Here is a 17,659-nt window from a genome sequence, read left to right as displayed (position 1 = left end):
GATAGACGGCACGGCTAAGCTTTTTTAAGAAATTTTCTTTGCCTAAATAATAACTTTTATTAAACAGGGGTTTCGCAGAACCAACTCCTCCCTTTGGGGAGGGTAGGTAGGGGCTCCTTAAATTTTTACCTATGTATGTACTGAAAAGAGACGGCCGTAAGGAGCCTGTCATGTTTGACAAGATTACCGCCAGAATACGAAAATTATGTTATGGTCTTAATGAAATGGTTGACCCTCTTAAGGTTGCCATGAGAGTAATTGAAGGCCTGTATGATGGGGTAACCACCAGTGAACTTGACAACCTGGCAGCAGAAGTATCGGCTACAATGACCACTGCTCATCCCGATTATGCCCGTCTTGCAGCACGTATCTCTGTTTCAAACTTACACAAGAATACAAAAAAGACATTTTCTGAGGTCATGACAGACCTTTATGAATATGTGAATCCACGCACAGGAGAGAAAGCTCCTTTACTTTCAGATGAAGTTTTTCATGTTGTTCAGGAAAATAAAGAGATCCTGGATTCCACAATCATCTACAACAGGGATTTTGGATATGATTACTTCGGATTTAAAACCCTGGAGAGATCTTATCTTCTTAAAATTAACGGCAATATCGCAGAACGTCCTCAACATATGCTGATGAGGGTTTCTATAGGTATTCACCTTAACGACATTGAAGCGGCATTGGAGACTTATGAGCTCATGTCCAAGAAATATTTTACCCACGCTACTCCAACACTTTTCAACAGCGGAACTCCAAAACCTCAAATGTCATCGTGCTTTCTTCTTACGATGAAGGACGACAGTATTGACGGGATTTATGACACGCTGAAACAAACCGCAAAAATTTCCCAATCTGCTTAAGCGGAATAGGATTATCTATTCACAATGTGAGAGCTACAAGCTCTTATATTTCTGGAACGAATGGTACTTCAAACGGAATTGTACCCATGTTAAGGGTATTTAATGACACCGCCAGGTATGTTGACCAGGGTGGCGGAAAACGAAAAGGCTCCTTCGCAATTTACGTAGAACCCTGGCACGCTGATATCTTTGATTTTCTGGATCTTAAAAAGAACCACGGAAAAGAAGAAATGCGCGCCCGTGACCTCTTCTATGCCATGTGGATCCCGGACCTATTCATGAAAAGAGTAGAAGAAGATTCTACCTGGACCCTGATGTGCCCGAACGAATGCCCGGGACTCTACGACATTCACGGGGACGAGTTCGAAGAACTTTATCTAAAGTACGAAGCAGAAGGAAAAGGCCGTAAGACTATAAAAGCGCGGGAATTATGGGAAAAGATCCTGGAATCTCAAATTGAGACAGGAACGCCCTATATGCTCTATAAGGATTCAGCCAACAGGAAATCTAATCAGCAAAATTTAGGAACCATTCGTTCTTCAAATCTTTGTACTGAAATCCTGGAATATACCAGTCCTGACGAAGTTGCTGTTTGTAACCTTGCATCCATAGCACTACCGATGTTTGTTAAGGGAAACGAATTTGATCACAAAGAACTTTTTAAAATCACCAAACGTGTAGTTCGAAACCTAAACCGGGTTATAGACAGAAATTACTACCCTGTTAAAGAAGCTGAAAATTCCAATATGCGACACCTAAGTAGTAGGTCTGGGTGTACAGGGTTTGGCAGATACATTCATTAAATTGAGAATGCCTTTTACCAGTGATGAGTCAAAACAACTGAACCAGGAGATTTTTGAAACGCTTTATTTTGCGGCTGTTTCGGCTTCTATGGAATTGGCAAAAGAAGAAGGTCCCTATTCTACCTATAAAGGCTCTCCAATAAGCAAAGGACAGTTTCAATATAACCTTTGGGGAATTAAGGATGAAGAACTGAGTGGCCGTTGGGACTGGGCTAAACTAAGGAAACAGGTTTTAAAGAATGGAGTACGAAACTCCCTTCTTGTAGCACCAATGCCCACAGCTTCCACCTCTCAAATACTTGGAAACAATGAAGCTTTTGAGCCTTATACCTCAAATATATATACCCGTAGAGTACTATCGGGAGAATTCATTGTCGTTAACAAACACTTACTGGAAGATCTTGTAGAGCGCAATTTATGGACAGAAGAAGTGAAAGATGCTATTTTACGTGCAAATGGATCTGTTCAAAACATAGATATTATTCCGGAGGATCTAAAGGAACTCTATAAAACGGTCTGGGAATTGAGTATGAAAGATATTATTGATATGTCCCGTCATCGCGGATACTTTATCGATCAGTCGCAATCCCTCAATCTGTTTATGGAAAATGCGAACTTCAGTAAACTCACCTCTATGCATTTCTACGCCTGGAAAAGCGGACTTAAAACAGGAATGTACTATTTAAGAACAAAGAGTGCTGTAGACGCTATAAAATTTACATTGAAAAAAGAAGAGAAGAAAGAACTGGTAACAACCTACAGTGAGCCTGTTTCAGTTTCCACGCCCAAAGCGGCACCAGTGAATGTCGAACCAGATTCGGGATCTCTTTCTCCGGAGGAGTTGCGTACTTTAATAGCGCAATCTAAAGAAGCTGAAGGGGACGATTGTTTAATGTGTGGTTCATAAGAGTTCACTACCCCCCGTTTATTTCAGATGAGATTACAAGTAAAGGGAAGTATCCATACCTACTTCCCTTTTTGTATTTTTAAAAATTATAGATTCTGCGAAAATCAGCGAGTTCTGCGGGAGAAAAATTAGTACTTTAATTACAGTTGAAGTTATATGGATGAAAATGAGATCTCTTATAAAATAAGAGGAGCCATATTTAAAGTTTATAAAACTCTTGGACCAGGTCTTCTGGAATCGGTTTATGTTGCCGCTTTAGATTATGAACTTGGTAAAGGTGGTTTGGAGGTTAAAAAAGAAGTTCCCTTACCTGTAATATATGAGGAAAAGAAATTAGAGTTAGGATTTCGTCTTGATATTCTCGTGGAAGGTAAGGTAATAATTGAAGTTAAATCTGTAGAGAATATAGCCGAAGTTCATCACAAACAAGTCCTGACTTATTTAAAATTAACAGGTTTAAAATTGGGCATTATGGTAAACTTTAATGTAGAAAACATCAACAATGGCATTTACAGAAAAGTGAATGGGCTGTAACAACTAATTCCCGCAGAACTCGCAGAATCACGCAGAAGAAATGACAAATAATTATACCAAGTATTTATTATGATGAATTGGGAACAACTCCTTTCCCTGAAAAGGTTTGGAGACAGGAATAAAAGACTTCGGAAAGAACAAAACGAAACCCGGCTGGGGTTTGAAGTAGACTACGACAGGATCATCTTTTCTTCAGCATTTAGAAGCTTACAGGACAAGACCCAGGTAATTCCGCTCTCTAAGACAGATTTTGTACATACCCGACTTACTCATAGTTTGGAAGTGTCGGTTGTCGGGCGATCTTTAGGAAGGCTGGCTAAGTCAAAAGATACTGGAGAAACACCCGCACCTCAACACCATTCACGGTTACCAGATGAACGATTTTGGGGCAATAGTCGCTGCAGCGGCGCTTGCTCACGACATAGGAAATCCACCTTTTGGGCATTCCGGGGAGAAGGCAATTGGAGAATACTTCAGCCTTGGTAGAGGTAAGAGATTCAGGGAACAATTAAGCGAGCAGGAATATCAGGATCTTATAAAATTTGAAGGGAATGCTAACGGTTTCAAGATCCTTACCCAAACCCGACCGGGGATAGAAGGTGGTATCCGGTTATCTTACGCCACTCTTGGAGCATTTATTAAATATCCCAAAGAATCTCTTCCGCATAAACCCACCAGGAATATTGGCGATAAAAAATTTGGAGTATTTCAAACCGAAAAGGCAATTTTTAACGAGGTAGCCCGGGAATTGGGATTAGTGGAAGTACGCTCAGGTAAAAACATTGCCTTTGCCCGACATCCTCTGGCATTTCTGGTAGAAGCGGCAGATGATATTTGCTATACTATTATAGACTTTGAAGACGGAATAAATTTGGGATTAATAGATGAGGAATATGCACTGGAGTACCTCATAAAGTTAGTTAAGAACAGTATTAATACAGCAAAATACAATGCTCTTACAAATACTGCTGACAGACTTAGCTATTTACGTGCATTAGCCATTAATACCCTTATTACTGAAGCAGTTGAATTATTTCTGAAAAATGAGGAGGCAATCTTAAAAGGAGAATTCCACGAATCCCTTTTTGACAAAAGTAGTTATGAGGCGCAGATAAAAGACATTATCAAGATAAGTGTCGAAAGAATTTACCAAAGTGAGGAAGTGATCAACAAAGAAATTGCTGGGTATAAAATGCTTTCCCATTTGCTGGACACCTATACCCATGCATTCTTGCCGGAAAACGCTGAGGAGGAAGATTCAAATTATAATAAACTGGTGAGAAGATCGGCACCAAAACTTGAGATTTCAGGAAACTCTGTGTACAATTCGCTGCTGGAGATTTGTTCCTATACTGCCTCTCTTACAGATGGATTTACCGTAGCTTCTTTTGAAAGATACAAAGGCTTGAAGATTTGATTTCTGCAGTTTAACGGTTTTCCTTAGACCTCACAGGTTTTTAAAACCTGTGAGGTCTTAAACTTCAACTTAAAATTCATAGACCACTCCCACTCCAAGCATTTGCTTAAATTGAATTCGTGGTCCCAGAGTCTCTAAATCTCCGTCTCCGTCAAGATCTTCTTTTACCTTGACATCATCATCATAACGAAGGTGAGAACCTATACTGGCTTTAACAAAGTTATTCACGACCATGTTTACATTCAGTTGCCAGTCTACATCAACATTTCCGAAACGATTTAGGTAATCTGAATATAAACTTAACTGGTTATCAAGATTTATATTTTCAAAGATCTTTTTGGTATAACCACTGGTGAAAAGCACCCCAAATTCCGTTCGCACCTTCTCCCCGTCTTCAACGATATTACCCTCTTCATCTCGTATTGCTGGTGTTACTCCAAACATTCCTTCATTAGCAAGTGTCCTGTCCAAAACAAAGGTAGATTTTTGGGTTATAGGTGATAGGTAGAGAGTAAGATCTTCCTTTGGGTGGGTATATTCTGTTCCTATACCCAGGAACATGTATCCCGGAGCCATGAATTTAGAAATAGGCCTCTCTGTATCTGGGTAACGATAACCATTGGCAAACTGGGTATTAAAATTAAATTTTGCTGAATATCGAAAATTAGAAACTGAATCTCTCCTGTAACCAAAAGTGGAATTAATAGCTATTTGGTCTTCACTTTTTCGTAATTCCCGGCCTTCCTGCGCATTTATTCCATATCGAATTGATGCATTATTTTTCCAGGACAAAAGTTTCTTTTGATATTTTCTCTCAAAATTTCCGTGAAAAAGTGCAGATATTGAATTGTTACCCCCGGCATTCCAGTTAACAAAGGCTACTTCATTAAAATTAACCCCTACTGCATTTTTATTGGTCCAGTAGATTATTACCTCTTGCGGCTCATTTGCCACAGAATCGATATTTACTGAATCTACCTTTACAGTATCCCTGCTTGTAGTATCTAACCTGATTATCCTCATATTTTTTCCAAACCCGGAAAAACTAATGGAAATGAAAAGAACGGTAAAAAAGATGGTAGGGTAAAATAACTTGTCTAACATTAATTCTATTGGCCTAAAACATTATTTAAGGAGCTCACTTATTGAGTCTGCTATACTATGAACGTCAATTTTTGAAATTTTGTATAATTGCTCCATATTTCCTTGTTCAATAAACTCATCAGGGACTCCCAGGCATTTAATTTTTCCGGTATATTGATGGGTAGCAGCAAATTCTAAAACGGCACTTCCAAAACCTCCCATAACTGCTCCATCCTCTACCGTGAGAATTTTTTCAAATTTATCAAATATTTTCCGAAGAAGTCTCTCATCCAGAGGTTTAACAAATTTTGCGTCAAAATGTGAAATTTGACCTGCTAAAAATGAGGATTCAATAGCTAGCTCAACGTTTTTGCAAATACTGCCTATGCTTATTACAGCAATTTTGTCCCCAGCTCTCAGCTGTTCTCCTTTCCCTATTTCTATCCTCTTAAAAGGTTCCCGCCAGTTTACGTTAATTCCTCTTCCACGGGGATATCTTATTGCTATGGGACCGCTTAAGTTTTCCTGGACCGTAAAAAGTAAATTCCTGAGATCAATTTCATTTGAAGGTGCGGCAATTGTTATATTTGGAATACACCTTAAATAGGGAATATCAAAAACCCCGTGATGAGTTGCACCGTCTTCTCCCACCAGTCCTGCACGATCTAAACAGAAGATCACAGGGAGATTTTGTAAGGCAACATCATGAATTACCTGATCATATGCTCTTTGAAGAAAGGTAGAATAGATTGCACAATAGACAATGAAACCCCGCGTAGCCATACCTGCAGCCAGAGTCACGGCATGTTGCTCAGCAATTCCCACATCAAAAGCCCTTTCAGGAAAGGCCTCCATCATATATTTTAAGGAGCTACCTGTAGGCATTGCGGGAGTAATCCCAATGATCTTATTATTCTTGCGGGCAAGTTCTACTAGTGTAAGCCCGAAGACATCCTGGTATTTTAAAGGTAGGCCATCTGTTTCGTAAGCTAAAAGTTCTCCCGTATCGGGGACAAATTTTCCGGGAGCATGGTATTTTACCTGATCCTCTTCAGCTTTTTTTAATCCTTTGCCTTTAGTGGTAATGACATGAAGAAATTTTGGCCCTTTTATCTTCTTAAGATCCTCAAAGGTATTGATCAGGCTGGGAATATCATGGCCATCCACCGGACCAAAATATTGAAAATTTAAGGCTTCAATGATATTATCCTGGGCAGGTTTGTGGCCTACCCGGGCTTTTGTAAGATATTGTTTTAATGCCCCAACGCTGTGGTCAATCCCAATAGCATTATCATTGAGGATCACCAGGAGATTTGCCTTTGTCACTCCGGCATGGTTCAGGCCTTCAAAAGCCATCCCGCTGGCGATGGAAGCATCGCCAATTACCGCAATGTGATGTTTTTCAAAATCCCCTTCCAACGCAGAAGCCAGAGCCATGCCCAGTGCTGCTGAAATTGATGTGGAAGAATGGCTAAGTGCCAAAGGTGTCATATTCACTTTCGCTCCTTTTAGGAAATCCGCTAATCCCGTTGAGTTGTAAGTTAGTATGAAAAATGTCTCTTCTTCCTGTAAGGATTTTATGCCCGTATGCCTGATGGCCCACATCCCAAACGAGCAGGTCCATAGGAGTATCGAAGGTAAAATGAAGAGCGATAGTTAATTCCACGACTCCCAAACTCGCACCTAAATGTCCTTCTTTTGTGGCAACAATTTCAATGATAAACTTCCTTAATTCGGCTGCAAGTTGAGGTAATTTTTCCTGCGGAATCTGCCTCAGTTCTGCCGGAGAATTGATCTTGTTTAAAATTCTTTCAGCCATAGAAACAAAGGTACAGTTTTCTGAAATTCCACAATTTAAAATTCCTGGATCCAATTCCTTTTGTAAATACTTTTCGTAACTCTAAGGATATTTTTATCTTTCAGCAAAGATGGGTTATATGAAGATCAATCCTCCAGATGATACTTATTTTATGCAGAAGGCTTTAGCTGAAGCAGATCTTGCTTATGAAAAAGGAGAAATTCCCGTGGGCGTAGTGGTAGTAATTAAGGATCGCATTATTGCCCGCGGCTATAATCTAACAGAAACTTTAAATGATGTTACCGCCCATGCTGAAATGCAGGCTATCACAGCCGCTGCCAACTTTTTAGGCGGAAAATACCTCAAAGACTGCACCCTCTACGTCACTCTGGAACCCTGCCAGATGTGTGCCGGAGCCCTGTATTGGAGCCAGTTGACCAGGCTGGTTTTTGGGGCTACAGATCATGAAAGGGGATATCGCAGCATGGGTACATCTCTTCACCCAAAAACCCTTGTTAAGGCCTAGGTGTACTTGAGAATGAATCATCTGCTTTATTAAAGAGATTTTTTATTGAAAAGCGGAATTTAAATTAGATTCCTCCAATCCCCGAAGGCTGAGAAAGAGAATTTCTGAAAGATTTGTATTATATAATTCCATCTACTGTTCCTGAATTAAGATCGTAACTCCCATTTGGGAAAGAATTAATGTCCTGATGCTTCTCCTGCACCTGAAGGAATTCGTATGCTCTCTACTATCTCCTGAACATCTTCAGGGGGATCAGGAGTAAAAAGATTAATTATGATAGCCACCGTAAAATTAGCGATCATTGCGACCGTTCCAAAACCTTCAGGAGATATTCCAAACCACCAATCCTGCTTTAATCCGGCTACCGCTTCCTGGCCTCCATCAAATAATCCAAACTTAAATTTCAGCATATAAAAAAGCATAAAACACAGTCCCACTACCATACCACCTATGGCACCTTCTTTATTCATCTTCTTGTAAAAAATTCCAAGGATAATAGCCGGGAAAAAAGATGCTGCTGCGAGTCCAAAAGCCAGAGCAACGACTGCAGCTACAAAGCCCGGTGGATTTATACCGAAGTACCCCGCAATTATAACAGCTACCGTCGCCGAAATACGGGCAGCCCATAATTCACCTTTTTCAGAAATATCGGGTTTAATGATTTTCTTGACAAGATCGTGGGAAACGGAAGATGAAATAACGAGTAACAGGCTAAGCAGCGGTAGAAAGTGCTGCGGCCAGGGCTCCTGCAGCCAGTAAAGCGATCACCCAATTAGGTAAATTAGCGATTTCAGGATTGGCGAGAACCATAATATCCTGGTCTATTGTTAATTCATTAGGATCTTTATCCCCTACATATTGAATTTTTCCATCCTGATTTTTGTCCTCAAAAGTTATAAGCCCAATTTTCTCCCATTTAGAGAACCATTCAGGCATATCACTATATTTTTGTTCACTCACCGTGCTAAGAAGGTTTGTCCTCACGAATACAGCGACTGCGGTGCGGTGGTGTAAAGAATAGCAATAAACAATAAGGCCAGTCCAGCTGACTTCCGGGCATCTTTCACCCTTTTTACCGTAAAAAACCTGATAATTACGTGTGGCAAACTGGCTGTTCCTACCATTAAGGCAAGGGTGATCGCAAACACATCTATTTTTGATTTTGTACCTTCAGTATATTCAGCAAATCCCAGTTCCGTATTCAGGCTATTTAATTTATCTATTAAATAAGTTCCTGAACCATCAGCCAGGGTGTCGCCCATTCCCAACTGGGGAATAGGATTGCCCGTCATTTGGATAGAGATGAAAATAGCGGGAACCATAAAGGCAAAAATGAGAACGCAATACTGCGCCACCTGGGTATAAGTAATGCCTTTCATACCACCCAGCACGGCATAAAATAAAACTATCACCATTCCTATTATTACTCCGGTGTTTATATCCACCTCAAGGAATTTTGAGAACACCACTCCCACCCCTCTCATTTGGCCCGCCACATAAGTAAACGAAACAATTAGAGCACATATGACCGCAACGATCCTTGCTGTTTTTGAATAATACGGTCTCCAATGAAATCCGGAACTGTAAATTTTCCGAATTTTCTAAGGTATGGAGCGAGCAACAGTGCCAGCAGTACATAACCTCCGGTCCATCCCATTAAATATACCGAGCCATCGTAACCCATGAAAGAAATTAATCCGGCCATAGAAATAAAGGAAGCCGCACTCATCCAGTCGGCAGCAGTTGCCATTCCGTTTGCCATTGGAGAAACTCCTCCTCCTGCAACATAGAATTCTGAAGTAGAACCAGCCCTGGACCAAATAGCTATACCAATATAAAGGGCAAAAGTGAGTCCAACCAACAAAAAGGTCCAGGTTTGTAAATCCATTAGTTAAAGGTTAGGGTCAGTGGGGTTTAGGTTAAAGTGCAGAAATTTCAATTATTGTAGCCGAATTTTTTATCCAACCTGTTCATAAGCCGGACATAGATAAAAATTAATATTACAAAAACGTAGATGGATCCTTGCTGGGCAAACCAGAAACCAAGGGGAAATCCACCTATAGAAAAATTATCAAGCAAATCTTTAAAAAGAATCCCGGCACCATAAGAGACGAGGAACCAAATACTCAGGAGTATGAATAAATATTTTAAATTCTGCTTCCAGTAAGCAGTTGCTTTTTCCTGTCCTTGCATAGTGTAATTGTTTCTAAAGCTCAAAAAAGGAAACCTTAAGCTTTGGATTCAAAAATGGAAGTTAAAATAAAAATCTTAAGAAGCAACAAATTTATTTTTTGAAAAAATATAAATAGGGCTTTTTAAGTCGATTTTCATTTGTTATGCAAGAATTTCTTCACCAGGAACAGAAATATTTAAGTAAAAAAGTAATATTTCTGCACGAACGATGTTCTAAAATTTTAAGTACTAAAAAGGAAAAAATTCTAATTCGTTTGGGTACAATACCAATCAATTCTTAAACTGTGTTGAATCCAAATGTTTTAATTCAGTTTTAATGATATTTTTAACCGGGGTTTTTTGAGAATATTTTTTAATTCGGTTAATCACCATAGTAGCCGCAGTTTCGCCCATTTGTACAGGATGTTGATCTACGTAACTAATTGAAGGGTAGAGAAAAGAGGCAAAATCTTCATTTACATAGCCAATCATCTTGATGTCTTCCGGAATATTAAGTTTGTGTTGTTGAATAGTACGGGATGTGAGAAGTGTACTCACAAAATCCAGCCCAATTAAAGCTTCTACTTCCCGGGTTTCAAGTAGATGAGAAAGTTTTGATTTTACAGTTTCTATATCTTTAGAGACTACAAGGTAATCCTCATCAATAGGTAATCCCAGTTCTTTACAGGCACGGGTATATCCCTCTATACGCTCCTGTCCCAGACCAATATCTCCAAGGGCACAAACCAAACCTATTTTTTTAAGATTTTTAGAATAAAGATATTGTACAGCGTCGTAAATACTGCCTTTATCGTTTACGCCCACCCGGTCCATTTCTATTTCAACACCTATTCTGTCAAACAAAACTACCGTATTTCATACTCCAGTAGTTGCATTAAATGGTCATAATTTTTTGTTTGTTGTGTTTCCTCAGACACTGAGATCAATAAACCATCTACAAGCCCATTAGAGATTAACTCGGTTATTTGTTGTTCAAGGCCTAGAGATTCATTAGAAATATAAGTAATCACCTGGAAGCCCTGTTTTCTGGCTTCAGTTTCTACACCTCCCAATACTTTCGCAAAAAAGGTATTAGATATATTGGGAACTATTACAGCAATATTACCCGTGCGGTTTCTCTTTAAATTTACTGCTGTAGGATTTGGTAGTAGTTATGCAATTGAGCGAGTTCCTTTACCCTTTCCACAGTTTTTTGACTTATTTCGGGGCTGTCATTTAAAGATTTTGAAACTGTTGATACTGAAACATTTAATAGTTTCGCCAGCTCTTTTAAAGTGATTTTTGATTTCATCTAATTCCAGGGTAAATTATAGGTGTTAAAAATAAGGAACATTCAGCCAAAACTCACACTTTCGGCTAAATTTTTGAGTTTTAAAATAGAATGAAGAGATGGTAATAAAATTAAATTTCGGCATCTTAAAAAGTTTGGGTTTAATAAATCTTCCGGATTCCGCATTATGGATCTGCTTATTTTAATATTTATATAAACAAAAAGAGCGGCACAATTGTACCGCTCTTAAATTTTCTAATTATAATTTCTACTGTCTTGGTTGGAAAGTAAATCTCTGTCCACCTACAGATATTCCAGCCATTGCACCAGCCTTAGGCACAGTTACAATTGAAACTCCATCCTGAAATTCAAGATTTCTTGAAACTCCTTTTTCAAGAATAACTGCCGATGCATTTGCATCCAGTTCATAGGTTCCTTCCTTAAATCTCTCCAGGGTACCCTGATCTTCAAAGAAAACCACTTCAATGAAAGATTTTCCTCCGGCCTGTAATCCTATATCTACCTGCTTAAGATCGGAATATCCTATAACATTTCCATTTTGGTATACCACACCGTTACCTGATGCTCCACCTATTATATATGCCCCTTTCCCAACATTTGGAAATATGGCATAAGCTTCAGCTTCATTAAACATTTCTGCAGCATTAGGATGGTCCATCATAATTGTATTACGGGCATCCTGTGCGTCAGACACAAGATCCTGCTCGGTATTTTTCATTGAACCACAACCTGCTACTAATACCAGCAAAAGAAGGGTTAATAAGGGTGCGTAAAATTTTTTACTCAATAGTTTCATTTTCAATAATTTTTTAGTTTCAGATCTAAATTACCACCATTCCTAAAAAATTTCTGTTAAGTGACTGTTATTTCACTTAATATTAATGTTTTAAGAAAATTTGTTAAAATCTACAAATAGAAAAATCCCACATTTCATTACTAATTTCCTTAAAACTACTCCTATCCATATACTTTTAAATTAACAATAATCCTGGATAATTTTTTTGGGGATATATCGTCCCGAGTCAAATTAATTATAACCTTTCCAGCCACTATGACCGGGTTTGACCTTACAAAACCTACCTTAGAATAGAAAATATATTAAAATCAGCAGATTAATTATATGAGACTTGTTCTTAAAATCTGATTATCTTCATATTACATAAAAAACACTTTAAGGATTAAGCAATATTTTTTTAATAATCAATTTAAAATAGCCTTTATTAAGATTTTTTTATATTTTTATAAGTAACTAACTTATTATAAATATTTTATGGACATTAAAATTACTTCTAATCCTGTGGGGTCACCCTGGAAATTATTCCAGGCAGTCATTATGGGAATTGCAATTACTAGGTTTTCTGTTCTTCGGGGGCGGTTTAACATTGATGGCCGGAAACCCGGATGAAATTGACCTTCAGCAAACGATTAGCGGGATGGTTACTGATCAAAATGGAATTCCTTTACCTGCGGTTAACGTTTATGTAAAAGGAACAACGACTGGAACCCAAACTGATTTTGATGGAAATTATAGCCTGGAAGCTTCTCCCGGACAAACTTTAATTTTTAGTTTCGTGGGATATGCTACAAAGGAAGTCATAGTAGGAGATCAGCAAACCCTGGATGTCAATTTAGAGGAAGACACCAGCCAGCTTGATGAAATAGTAGTTATGGGATATACCGCCCAAACCCGTGGGGATGTTACAGGATCTGTGTCTTCTGTCGACATTTCTGAAGCAACTAAAGCTCCTATAGTTAATGCCGCGGAAGCCTTGCAAGGCAGGGTCACAGGGGTGACGGTTTTAAATGACGGTTCCCCGGGATCCTCTCCTGTTGTTAGGATTCGTGGGTATGGAACCAGCAACAACAACAATCCATTATACATTATCGATGGAGTTCAAACAGATGATCCTTCTATTTTGAATAGTCTTAACGCAAACGATATAGAACAAATGAACGTTCTTAAGGATGGAGCTGCTGCAATATATGGAGCAAGAGCATCTAACGGGGTCGTGATTGTAACAACAAAAGGCGGAGGATATTTAATGCAAAAGCCTACTGTTTCTATTGATACTTACGTTGGCTTCTCACGGGCATCAAATCTTCCAGATTTATTGAATGCCCAGCAACACGGAGAAATGATCTTTCAAAGTCTCAGGAATGATGGCGCTCCTATTACACACGCCCAATATGGAAGCGGTGCAAGTCCTGTTGTTCCCAACACTATTCAAGGAGTAAATGCTCCCGTAACCGTCCCACAAGGGGGAACAAACTGGCTGGAGGAAATTTTCCGGGATGCGCCTACTTATAATGCCTCTGTAAGTTTTCAAAATGGAAATGAATTTGGTAAATATTTGATGTCTATCAATTATTTAAAAAGAGAAGGTATTCAGCTGGAAACAGGTTTTGAGAGGGCAGCTACCAGGTTAAATTCCGAATTTAAAATTATGGAAAAACTTAGGGTAGGACAACATTTAAATATTTCCCACAGCAACACACGTGGCGGCAATCAAATAAACTTTGCTCTAAGAAGTTCACCATTACTTCCTGTAAGGGATGATAACGGCAATTTTACTGGAAGTTATACAGCCGCTGCTGGTTTGGGTAATGCTGAAAATCCTGTAGCGATTCTAAATAGATCATCTGATAACTACAATAAATCTTTAAGGATTTTTGGAGACATCTATGCTTCGCTGGAAGTATTGGAGCACCTTAATATAAAAACCTCTATTGGTGCAGATATTCAAAACTATAATGGAAGGTTCTTTACCGCTTTAAACCCTGAACATTCAGAACCTCGTTCTACGAATACACTGGCAGAGCAGGATGCTCAGAATTTCCAGTGGATATGGACCAACACGATAAATTATGATAACAATATCGGCGATCACAGTATTAATGCAGTAGCTAGTATAGAAGCACTTGCACAAAGCGGAAAAGGAAAAGGAATTAACAGAAATGGTTACCTATTTGAGAATCCCGATTTCTACCTCCTAAGTAATGGTTCAGGGGCTCCCATAGTAAGTTATGCTTATGACGGGAAATCTACCCTGTACTCCTTTTTTGGTACTGCTAATTACAATTATGCTTAAGCAGGTATTTTTTAACTGCAACCGTAAGAAGAGATAAATCTTCAAGATTCCTGGGAGATAATCAAAGTGATATTTTTCCCTCATTTAGTGCAGGATGGGTTATCAGTGAAGAAAACTTTTATTCAGAAGATTGGTTTGTTAACAGGCTAAAAATAAAAGGATCCTGGGGAGAATTAGGAAACCAAACCCTTCCTTCAGACAATCCAACTATAAATATCTCCAATTTAAATAATCAATACGCCAATTATGCATTCAATGGAAGTGGCACACCTACTACAGGTGCGATCCTGAGCCAGGTAGGAAACGGAAACTTAAATTGGGAGAGCAGTATTACCAAAAATATAGGTTTTGATTTAGGATTATTTAATGACAGACTTGATGCTACGATAGAATTTTATCAAATCACCACTAAAGATCTTATTACAAGAGACAATAGTTTAATTAGTACAACAGCAATAGATGCCACTGCTCCTTTAGTAAACCTTGGTTCTATTGAAAATACTAGGTGTTGATTTTAGCCTGGGGTATCACAGTAGAGCAGCATCAGATTTTACTTATGGTATTAACCTAAACATTTCTCACTACAAGAATGAAGTAACAGATCTTATAAGCGAATTTCAAAGTGGTGATACCAGTTTTAGAGGAGGTGCAATTACCAGAACTTCTGTAGGCCAGCCACTTTCGTATTTCTACGGAAGACGGGTAGTGGGAATTTTTGCTTCTGAATCTGAAGTTTCCGGGGCAGCAGACCAGGGTTTCGCATCTCCTGCCGATGGGGTTGGCCGTTTCCAATATGCTGATGTGGATAATAATGGAGTTATTAATGACGAGGACAGAACTATCATAGGTTCTCCTCATCCTGATTTTACTTACGGTTTAAATTTAACAGCCGGATATAAAGGTTTTGATATGTCAGCTTTTTTCTCAGGTTCACAGGGAAATGATATTTACAATTATCAAAAAGTCTTTACTGATTTCCCATTGTTCTTCGATGGAAATAGAAGCACCAGAGTTCTGGATTCATTTACTCCCGATAATCCTAATGCTTCTTTACCAGCTCTAAGCGCCACCATTAGAAATAGCGAAACTAAGTCCAAATTCATATTTTGTAGAGGATGGTTCCTACTTTAGGTTATCAAATCTTCAAATTGGCTATAATTTTGCTGATACAGTTTTGGAAACTCTTAGGGTTCAGGACTTAAGAATATTTCTTCAGGGAACAAATTTATTCACAATTACAGATTATCAGGGCTTAGATCCTGAAATAGCCTCTAGTAATAGTCTTACCTTAGGTGTTGATGGCAACGTAGGCTATCAGGTTTATCCCATATCTCAGATTTATTCTATTGGTGTTAATATTAAAATATAATTATTATGAAAAGGAAATTAATTTATTATATACTCCCGCTACTAATCATTATTGCCTGTAGTGAGGATTTTACTGATACTCCTGCGGTAGGAGCCTTAAGTGATCAGGCTCTTCAAAATGCTCAGGGAGTTGATCTATTGTTAACCGGGGCCTATTCCGCACTGGATGGGATTGTTAATAATAACGGTGGAAATGGTTTTGCGGTTAGTCCCGATAACTGGTGGTTTGATGTATTGTCTGATGATGCACATAAAGGTAGTACAGATGGTGACCAGCAGGAACTTTTCTTAATGGAAACTTATAGTTTTACTCCCGCTAATCCATATATTTTAGGTAAATGGGAAGCCTTATATGGAGGTGTAAATCGGGCAAATGCTGTGATCTCTGTAATAAATAAAATAGAAGATCAGGATTTTACTGAAAAGCTTGCCGAAGCAAGATTTTTAAGAGGATACTTTAATTTTGAATTACAAAAAATTTATGGCAATCCTTCTTTTATTTCTGCTGAAAACTATGCGAACACCGAATTTAATCAGCCTAATCCGGGACCAATTTGGAGCGAAGTAGAGGCTGATCAGCAATTTGCAGTTGAAAATTTGCCTGATACTCAAACAGAGCCCGGAAGACCTACTTCCTGGACTGCAAAAGCATTTCTTGCTAAAACTTATTTATTTCAGGAAAAATGGACTGAGGCGTTTTCACTGTTACAGGACGTAATTAACAATGGCCCTTATGGCTTGAATGATGAGTTCCTGGCTAATTTTGTTGCAGGAAGTGAAAACAGCCAGGAATCTGTATTTGCTATTCAGTTTGCTGCAGATGATGGTTTATCTTTTAACGGTAATGTGGGTAGTACTTTGAATTTTCCAAACGCCCTTGGATGGTGCTGCGGGTTCTATGTTCCTACACAGGACCTTGTTGATGCTTTTCAAACTGGTCCCGATGGTTTGCCGCTTCTTGATAACTATAGCGATACTCACGTAGCATCAGATTATGGTATTGCCAGTGACGCACCATTTACACCAGAAACCTAGTCCTCTGGATCCAAGACTTGATTATACCGTAGGTAGAAGAGGAATAGAATACAACGGCTATGGCATCAATCCAGGTGCTGATTGGGTTCGAAATACTACAGCCGACATTTCGGGTAGTTACTTACCTAAAAAGAACGTGTACCACGCTGGAGAAGATGTTAACATGGGAACAGCAGATTGGGGTCAACAAAGTCCAGGAATTAATTACAATGTTATGCGCTTCTCAGGAGTATTGCTAATGGCTGCTGAAGCAGCAGCAGAATTGGGAGATCTTGATACTGCACTTGAATATGTAAACATGGTTCGTAACAGGGCTAAAAATATGACTTATGTGATGGCTGAAAATGGGTCACCTGCGGCAAACTATAAAATAGAGCCATATGCTTCTTTTCCAAATACTGAATTTGCTTTAAAGGCCATAAGATTTGAAAGAAGATTGGAACTAGCCATGGAAGGCCACAGATTCTTTGATCTTGCACGATGGGATATTGCTGTACCTAAGTTCTTAATCAGTACATCATAACCGAAACTGAAACTATTTCCAATTTTGGTCCTAAGACTTCTCCTTTCAAAGAATATATGACCATCATGCCTATTCCTACAACAGCAATTGATTTATCGGGAGGTGTATTAACGCAAAACCCCGGTTATTAATACCATTTAAGATTAATAAAAACCTTGAGTTTTTAATTAACAAGAAGCAAGAGCCTGTCTAAATATTCTCTAATAAAGAATTTATGGGCAGGCTC

Annotated in this window: 13 protein-coding genes and 5 pseudogenes; 10 read left to right on the top strand and 8 right to left on the bottom strand. The window is 38.8% G+C overall.

The window, feature by feature from the left end:
• The first annotated feature begins 131 nt into the window (after positions 1–131).
• The 3 genes and pseudogenes from LZ575_RS16195 (at position 132) to dgt (ending at position 4,527) form a co-directional block, all read left to right on the top strand.
• Positions 132–2,576 (top strand): annotated as a pseudogene (locus tag LZ575_RS16195) (ribonucleoside-diphosphate reductase subunit alpha).
• Positions 2,577–2,732: 156 nt separating this feature from the next.
• Positions 2,733–3,110, top strand: a complete 378-nt coding sequence (locus LZ575_RS16190; RefSeq protein WP_235325635.1) for a GxxExxY protein — start codon at positions 2,733–2,735, stop codon at positions 3,108–3,110.
• Between the two features lie 72 nt (positions 3,111–3,182).
• Positions 3,183–4,527: pseudogene (gene dgt, locus LZ575_RS16185) on the top strand (dGTP triphosphohydrolase).
• A gap of 69 nt (positions 4,528–4,596) precedes the next feature.
• On the opposite strand, the gene LZ575_RS16180 reads toward dgt, so the two are convergent.
• Complete coding sequence (locus LZ575_RS16180; RefSeq protein ID WP_235325632.1) at positions 4,597–5,550, bottom strand: DUF3078 domain-containing protein; 954 nt, start codon at positions 5,548–5,550, stop codon at positions 4,597–4,599.
• A gap of 102 nt (positions 5,551–5,652) precedes the next feature.
• Positions 5,653–7,429 (bottom strand): annotated as a pseudogene (locus LZ575_RS16175) (1-deoxy-D-xylulose-5-phosphate synthase).
• A 118-nt stretch (positions 7,430–7,547) separates the two neighbouring features.
• On the opposite strand from LZ575_RS16175, the pseudogene LZ575_RS16170 reads away from it, so the two are divergent.
• Positions 7,548–8,002: pseudogene (locus LZ575_RS16170) on the top strand (nucleoside deaminase).
• 108 nt (positions 8,003–8,110) lie between these two features.
• Here LZ575_RS16170 and LZ575_RS16165 read toward each other — a convergent pair.
• The 6 genes and pseudogenes from LZ575_RS16165 to LZ575_RS16145 form a co-directional block, all read right to left on the bottom strand.
• Positions 8,111–9,822: pseudogene (locus LZ575_RS16165) on the bottom strand (sodium:solute symporter family protein).
• Positions 9,823–9,869: 47 nt separating this feature from the next.
• Positions 9,870–10,127, bottom strand: a complete 258-nt coding sequence (locus tag LZ575_RS16160; protein ID WP_235325630.1) for a DUF4212 domain-containing protein — start codon at positions 10,125–10,127, stop codon at positions 9,870–9,872.
• Positions 10,128–10,397: 270 nt separating this feature from the next.
• On the bottom strand, positions 10,398–10,970 hold the full coding sequence (locus LZ575_RS16155; protein ID WP_255702644.1) for a substrate-binding domain-containing protein: 573 nt from the start codon (positions 10,968–10,970) through the stop codon (positions 10,398–10,400).
• Between the two features lie 2 nt (positions 10,971–10,972).
• Positions 10,973–11,179: a hypothetical protein gene (locus LZ575_RS22730; protein WP_255702643.1), complete on the bottom strand. Its 207-nt coding sequence runs from the start codon at positions 11,177–11,179 to the stop codon at positions 10,973–10,975.
• Positions 11,180–11,253: 74 nt separating this feature from the next.
• Complete coding sequence (locus LZ575_RS16150; RefSeq protein ID WP_235325628.1) at positions 11,254–11,418, bottom strand: LacI family DNA-binding transcriptional regulator; 165 nt, start codon at positions 11,416–11,418, stop codon at positions 11,254–11,256.
• 247 nt (positions 11,419–11,665) lie between these two features.
• Positions 11,666–12,214, bottom strand: coding sequence for a lipid-binding SYLF domain-containing protein (locus LZ575_RS16145; protein WP_235325626.1), 549 nt, complete (start codon positions 12,212–12,214; stop codon positions 11,666–11,668).
• A gap of 474 nt (positions 12,215–12,688) precedes the next feature.
• On the opposite strand from LZ575_RS16145, the gene LZ575_RS22725 reads away from it, so the two are divergent.
• From LZ575_RS22725 to LZ575_RS16120, 6 genes are all read left to right on the top strand, one after another.
• On the top strand, positions 12,689–12,823 hold the full coding sequence (locus tag LZ575_RS22725; protein WP_255702642.1) for a hypothetical protein: 135 nt from the start codon (positions 12,689–12,691) through the stop codon (positions 12,821–12,823).
• Positions 12,804–14,507, top strand: a complete 1,704-nt coding sequence (locus LZ575_RS16140; protein WP_235325623.1) for a SusC/RagA family TonB-linked outer membrane protein — start codon at positions 12,804–12,806, stop codon at positions 14,505–14,507. Before LZ575_RS22725 ends, LZ575_RS16140 begins: the two co-directional genes overlap by 20 nt.
• Before the next feature lie 50 nt (positions 14,508–14,557).
• Positions 14,558–15,019, top strand: a complete 462-nt coding sequence (locus LZ575_RS16135; RefSeq protein WP_235330756.1) for a TonB-dependent receptor domain-containing protein — start codon at positions 14,558–14,560, stop codon at positions 15,017–15,019.
• Positions 15,000–15,638, top strand: coding sequence for a hypothetical protein (locus tag LZ575_RS16130; protein WP_235325621.1), 639 nt, complete (start codon positions 15,000–15,002; stop codon positions 15,636–15,638). Before LZ575_RS16135 ends, LZ575_RS16130 begins: the two co-directional genes overlap by 20 nt.
• 243 nt (positions 15,639–15,881) lie before the next feature.
• The gene (locus tag LZ575_RS16125; RefSeq protein ID WP_235325619.1) at positions 15,882–16,910 is read left to right on the top strand and encodes a RagB/SusD family nutrient uptake outer membrane protein; all 1,029 of its coding nucleotides are present in this window, start codon (positions 15,882–15,884) and stop codon (positions 16,908–16,910) included.
• Positions 16,882–17,433, top strand: coding sequence for a RagB/SusD family nutrient uptake outer membrane protein (locus LZ575_RS16120; protein WP_235325617.1), 552 nt, complete (start codon positions 16,882–16,884; stop codon positions 17,431–17,433). The genes LZ575_RS16125 and LZ575_RS16120 overlap by 29 nt, the downstream gene beginning before the upstream one ends.
• Positions 17,434–17,659: the final 226 nt, after the last annotated feature.

This window comes from Antarcticibacterium sp. 1MA-6-2 (genome assembly GCF_021535135.1).
Classification (GTDB): Bacteria; Bacteroidota; Bacteroidia; order Flavobacteriales; family Flavobacteriaceae; genus Gillisia.
The sequence above is the reverse complement of the archived record's forward strand: the minus strand, read 5'-3'. Positions and strand labels throughout refer to the sequence as shown.

Coding starts and splice junctions, on each gene's coding strand:
- LZ575_RS16180 (WP_235325632.1), bottom strand. CDS start 5,550: ATGAGGATAATCAGGTTAGATACTACAAGCAGGGATACTGTAAAGGTA.
- LZ575_RS22725 (WP_255702642.1), top strand. CDS start 12,689: ATGGACATTAAAATTACTTCTAATCCTGTGGGGTCACCCTGGAAATTA.
- LZ575_RS16150 (WP_235325628.1), bottom strand. CDS start 11,418: ATGAAATCAAAAATCACTTTAAAAGAGCTGGCGAAACTATTAAATGTT.
- LZ575_RS16190 (WP_235325635.1), top strand. CDS start 2,733: ATGGATGAAAATGAGATCTCTTATAAAATAAGAGGAGCCATATTTAAA.
- LZ575_RS16145 (WP_235325626.1), bottom strand. CDS start 12,214: ATGAAACTATTGAGTAAAAAATTTTACGCACCCTTATTAACCCTTCTT.
- LZ575_RS16125 (WP_235325619.1), top strand. CDS start 15,882: ATGAAAAGGAAATTAATTTATTATATACTCCCGCTACTAATCATTATT.
- LZ575_RS16140 (WP_235325623.1), top strand. CDS start 12,804: ATGGCCGGAAACCCGGATGAAATTGACCTTCAGCAAACGATTAGCGGG.
- LZ575_RS16160 (WP_235325630.1), bottom strand. CDS start 10,127: ATGCAAGGACAGGAAAAAGCAACTGCTTACTGGAAGCAGAATTTAAAA.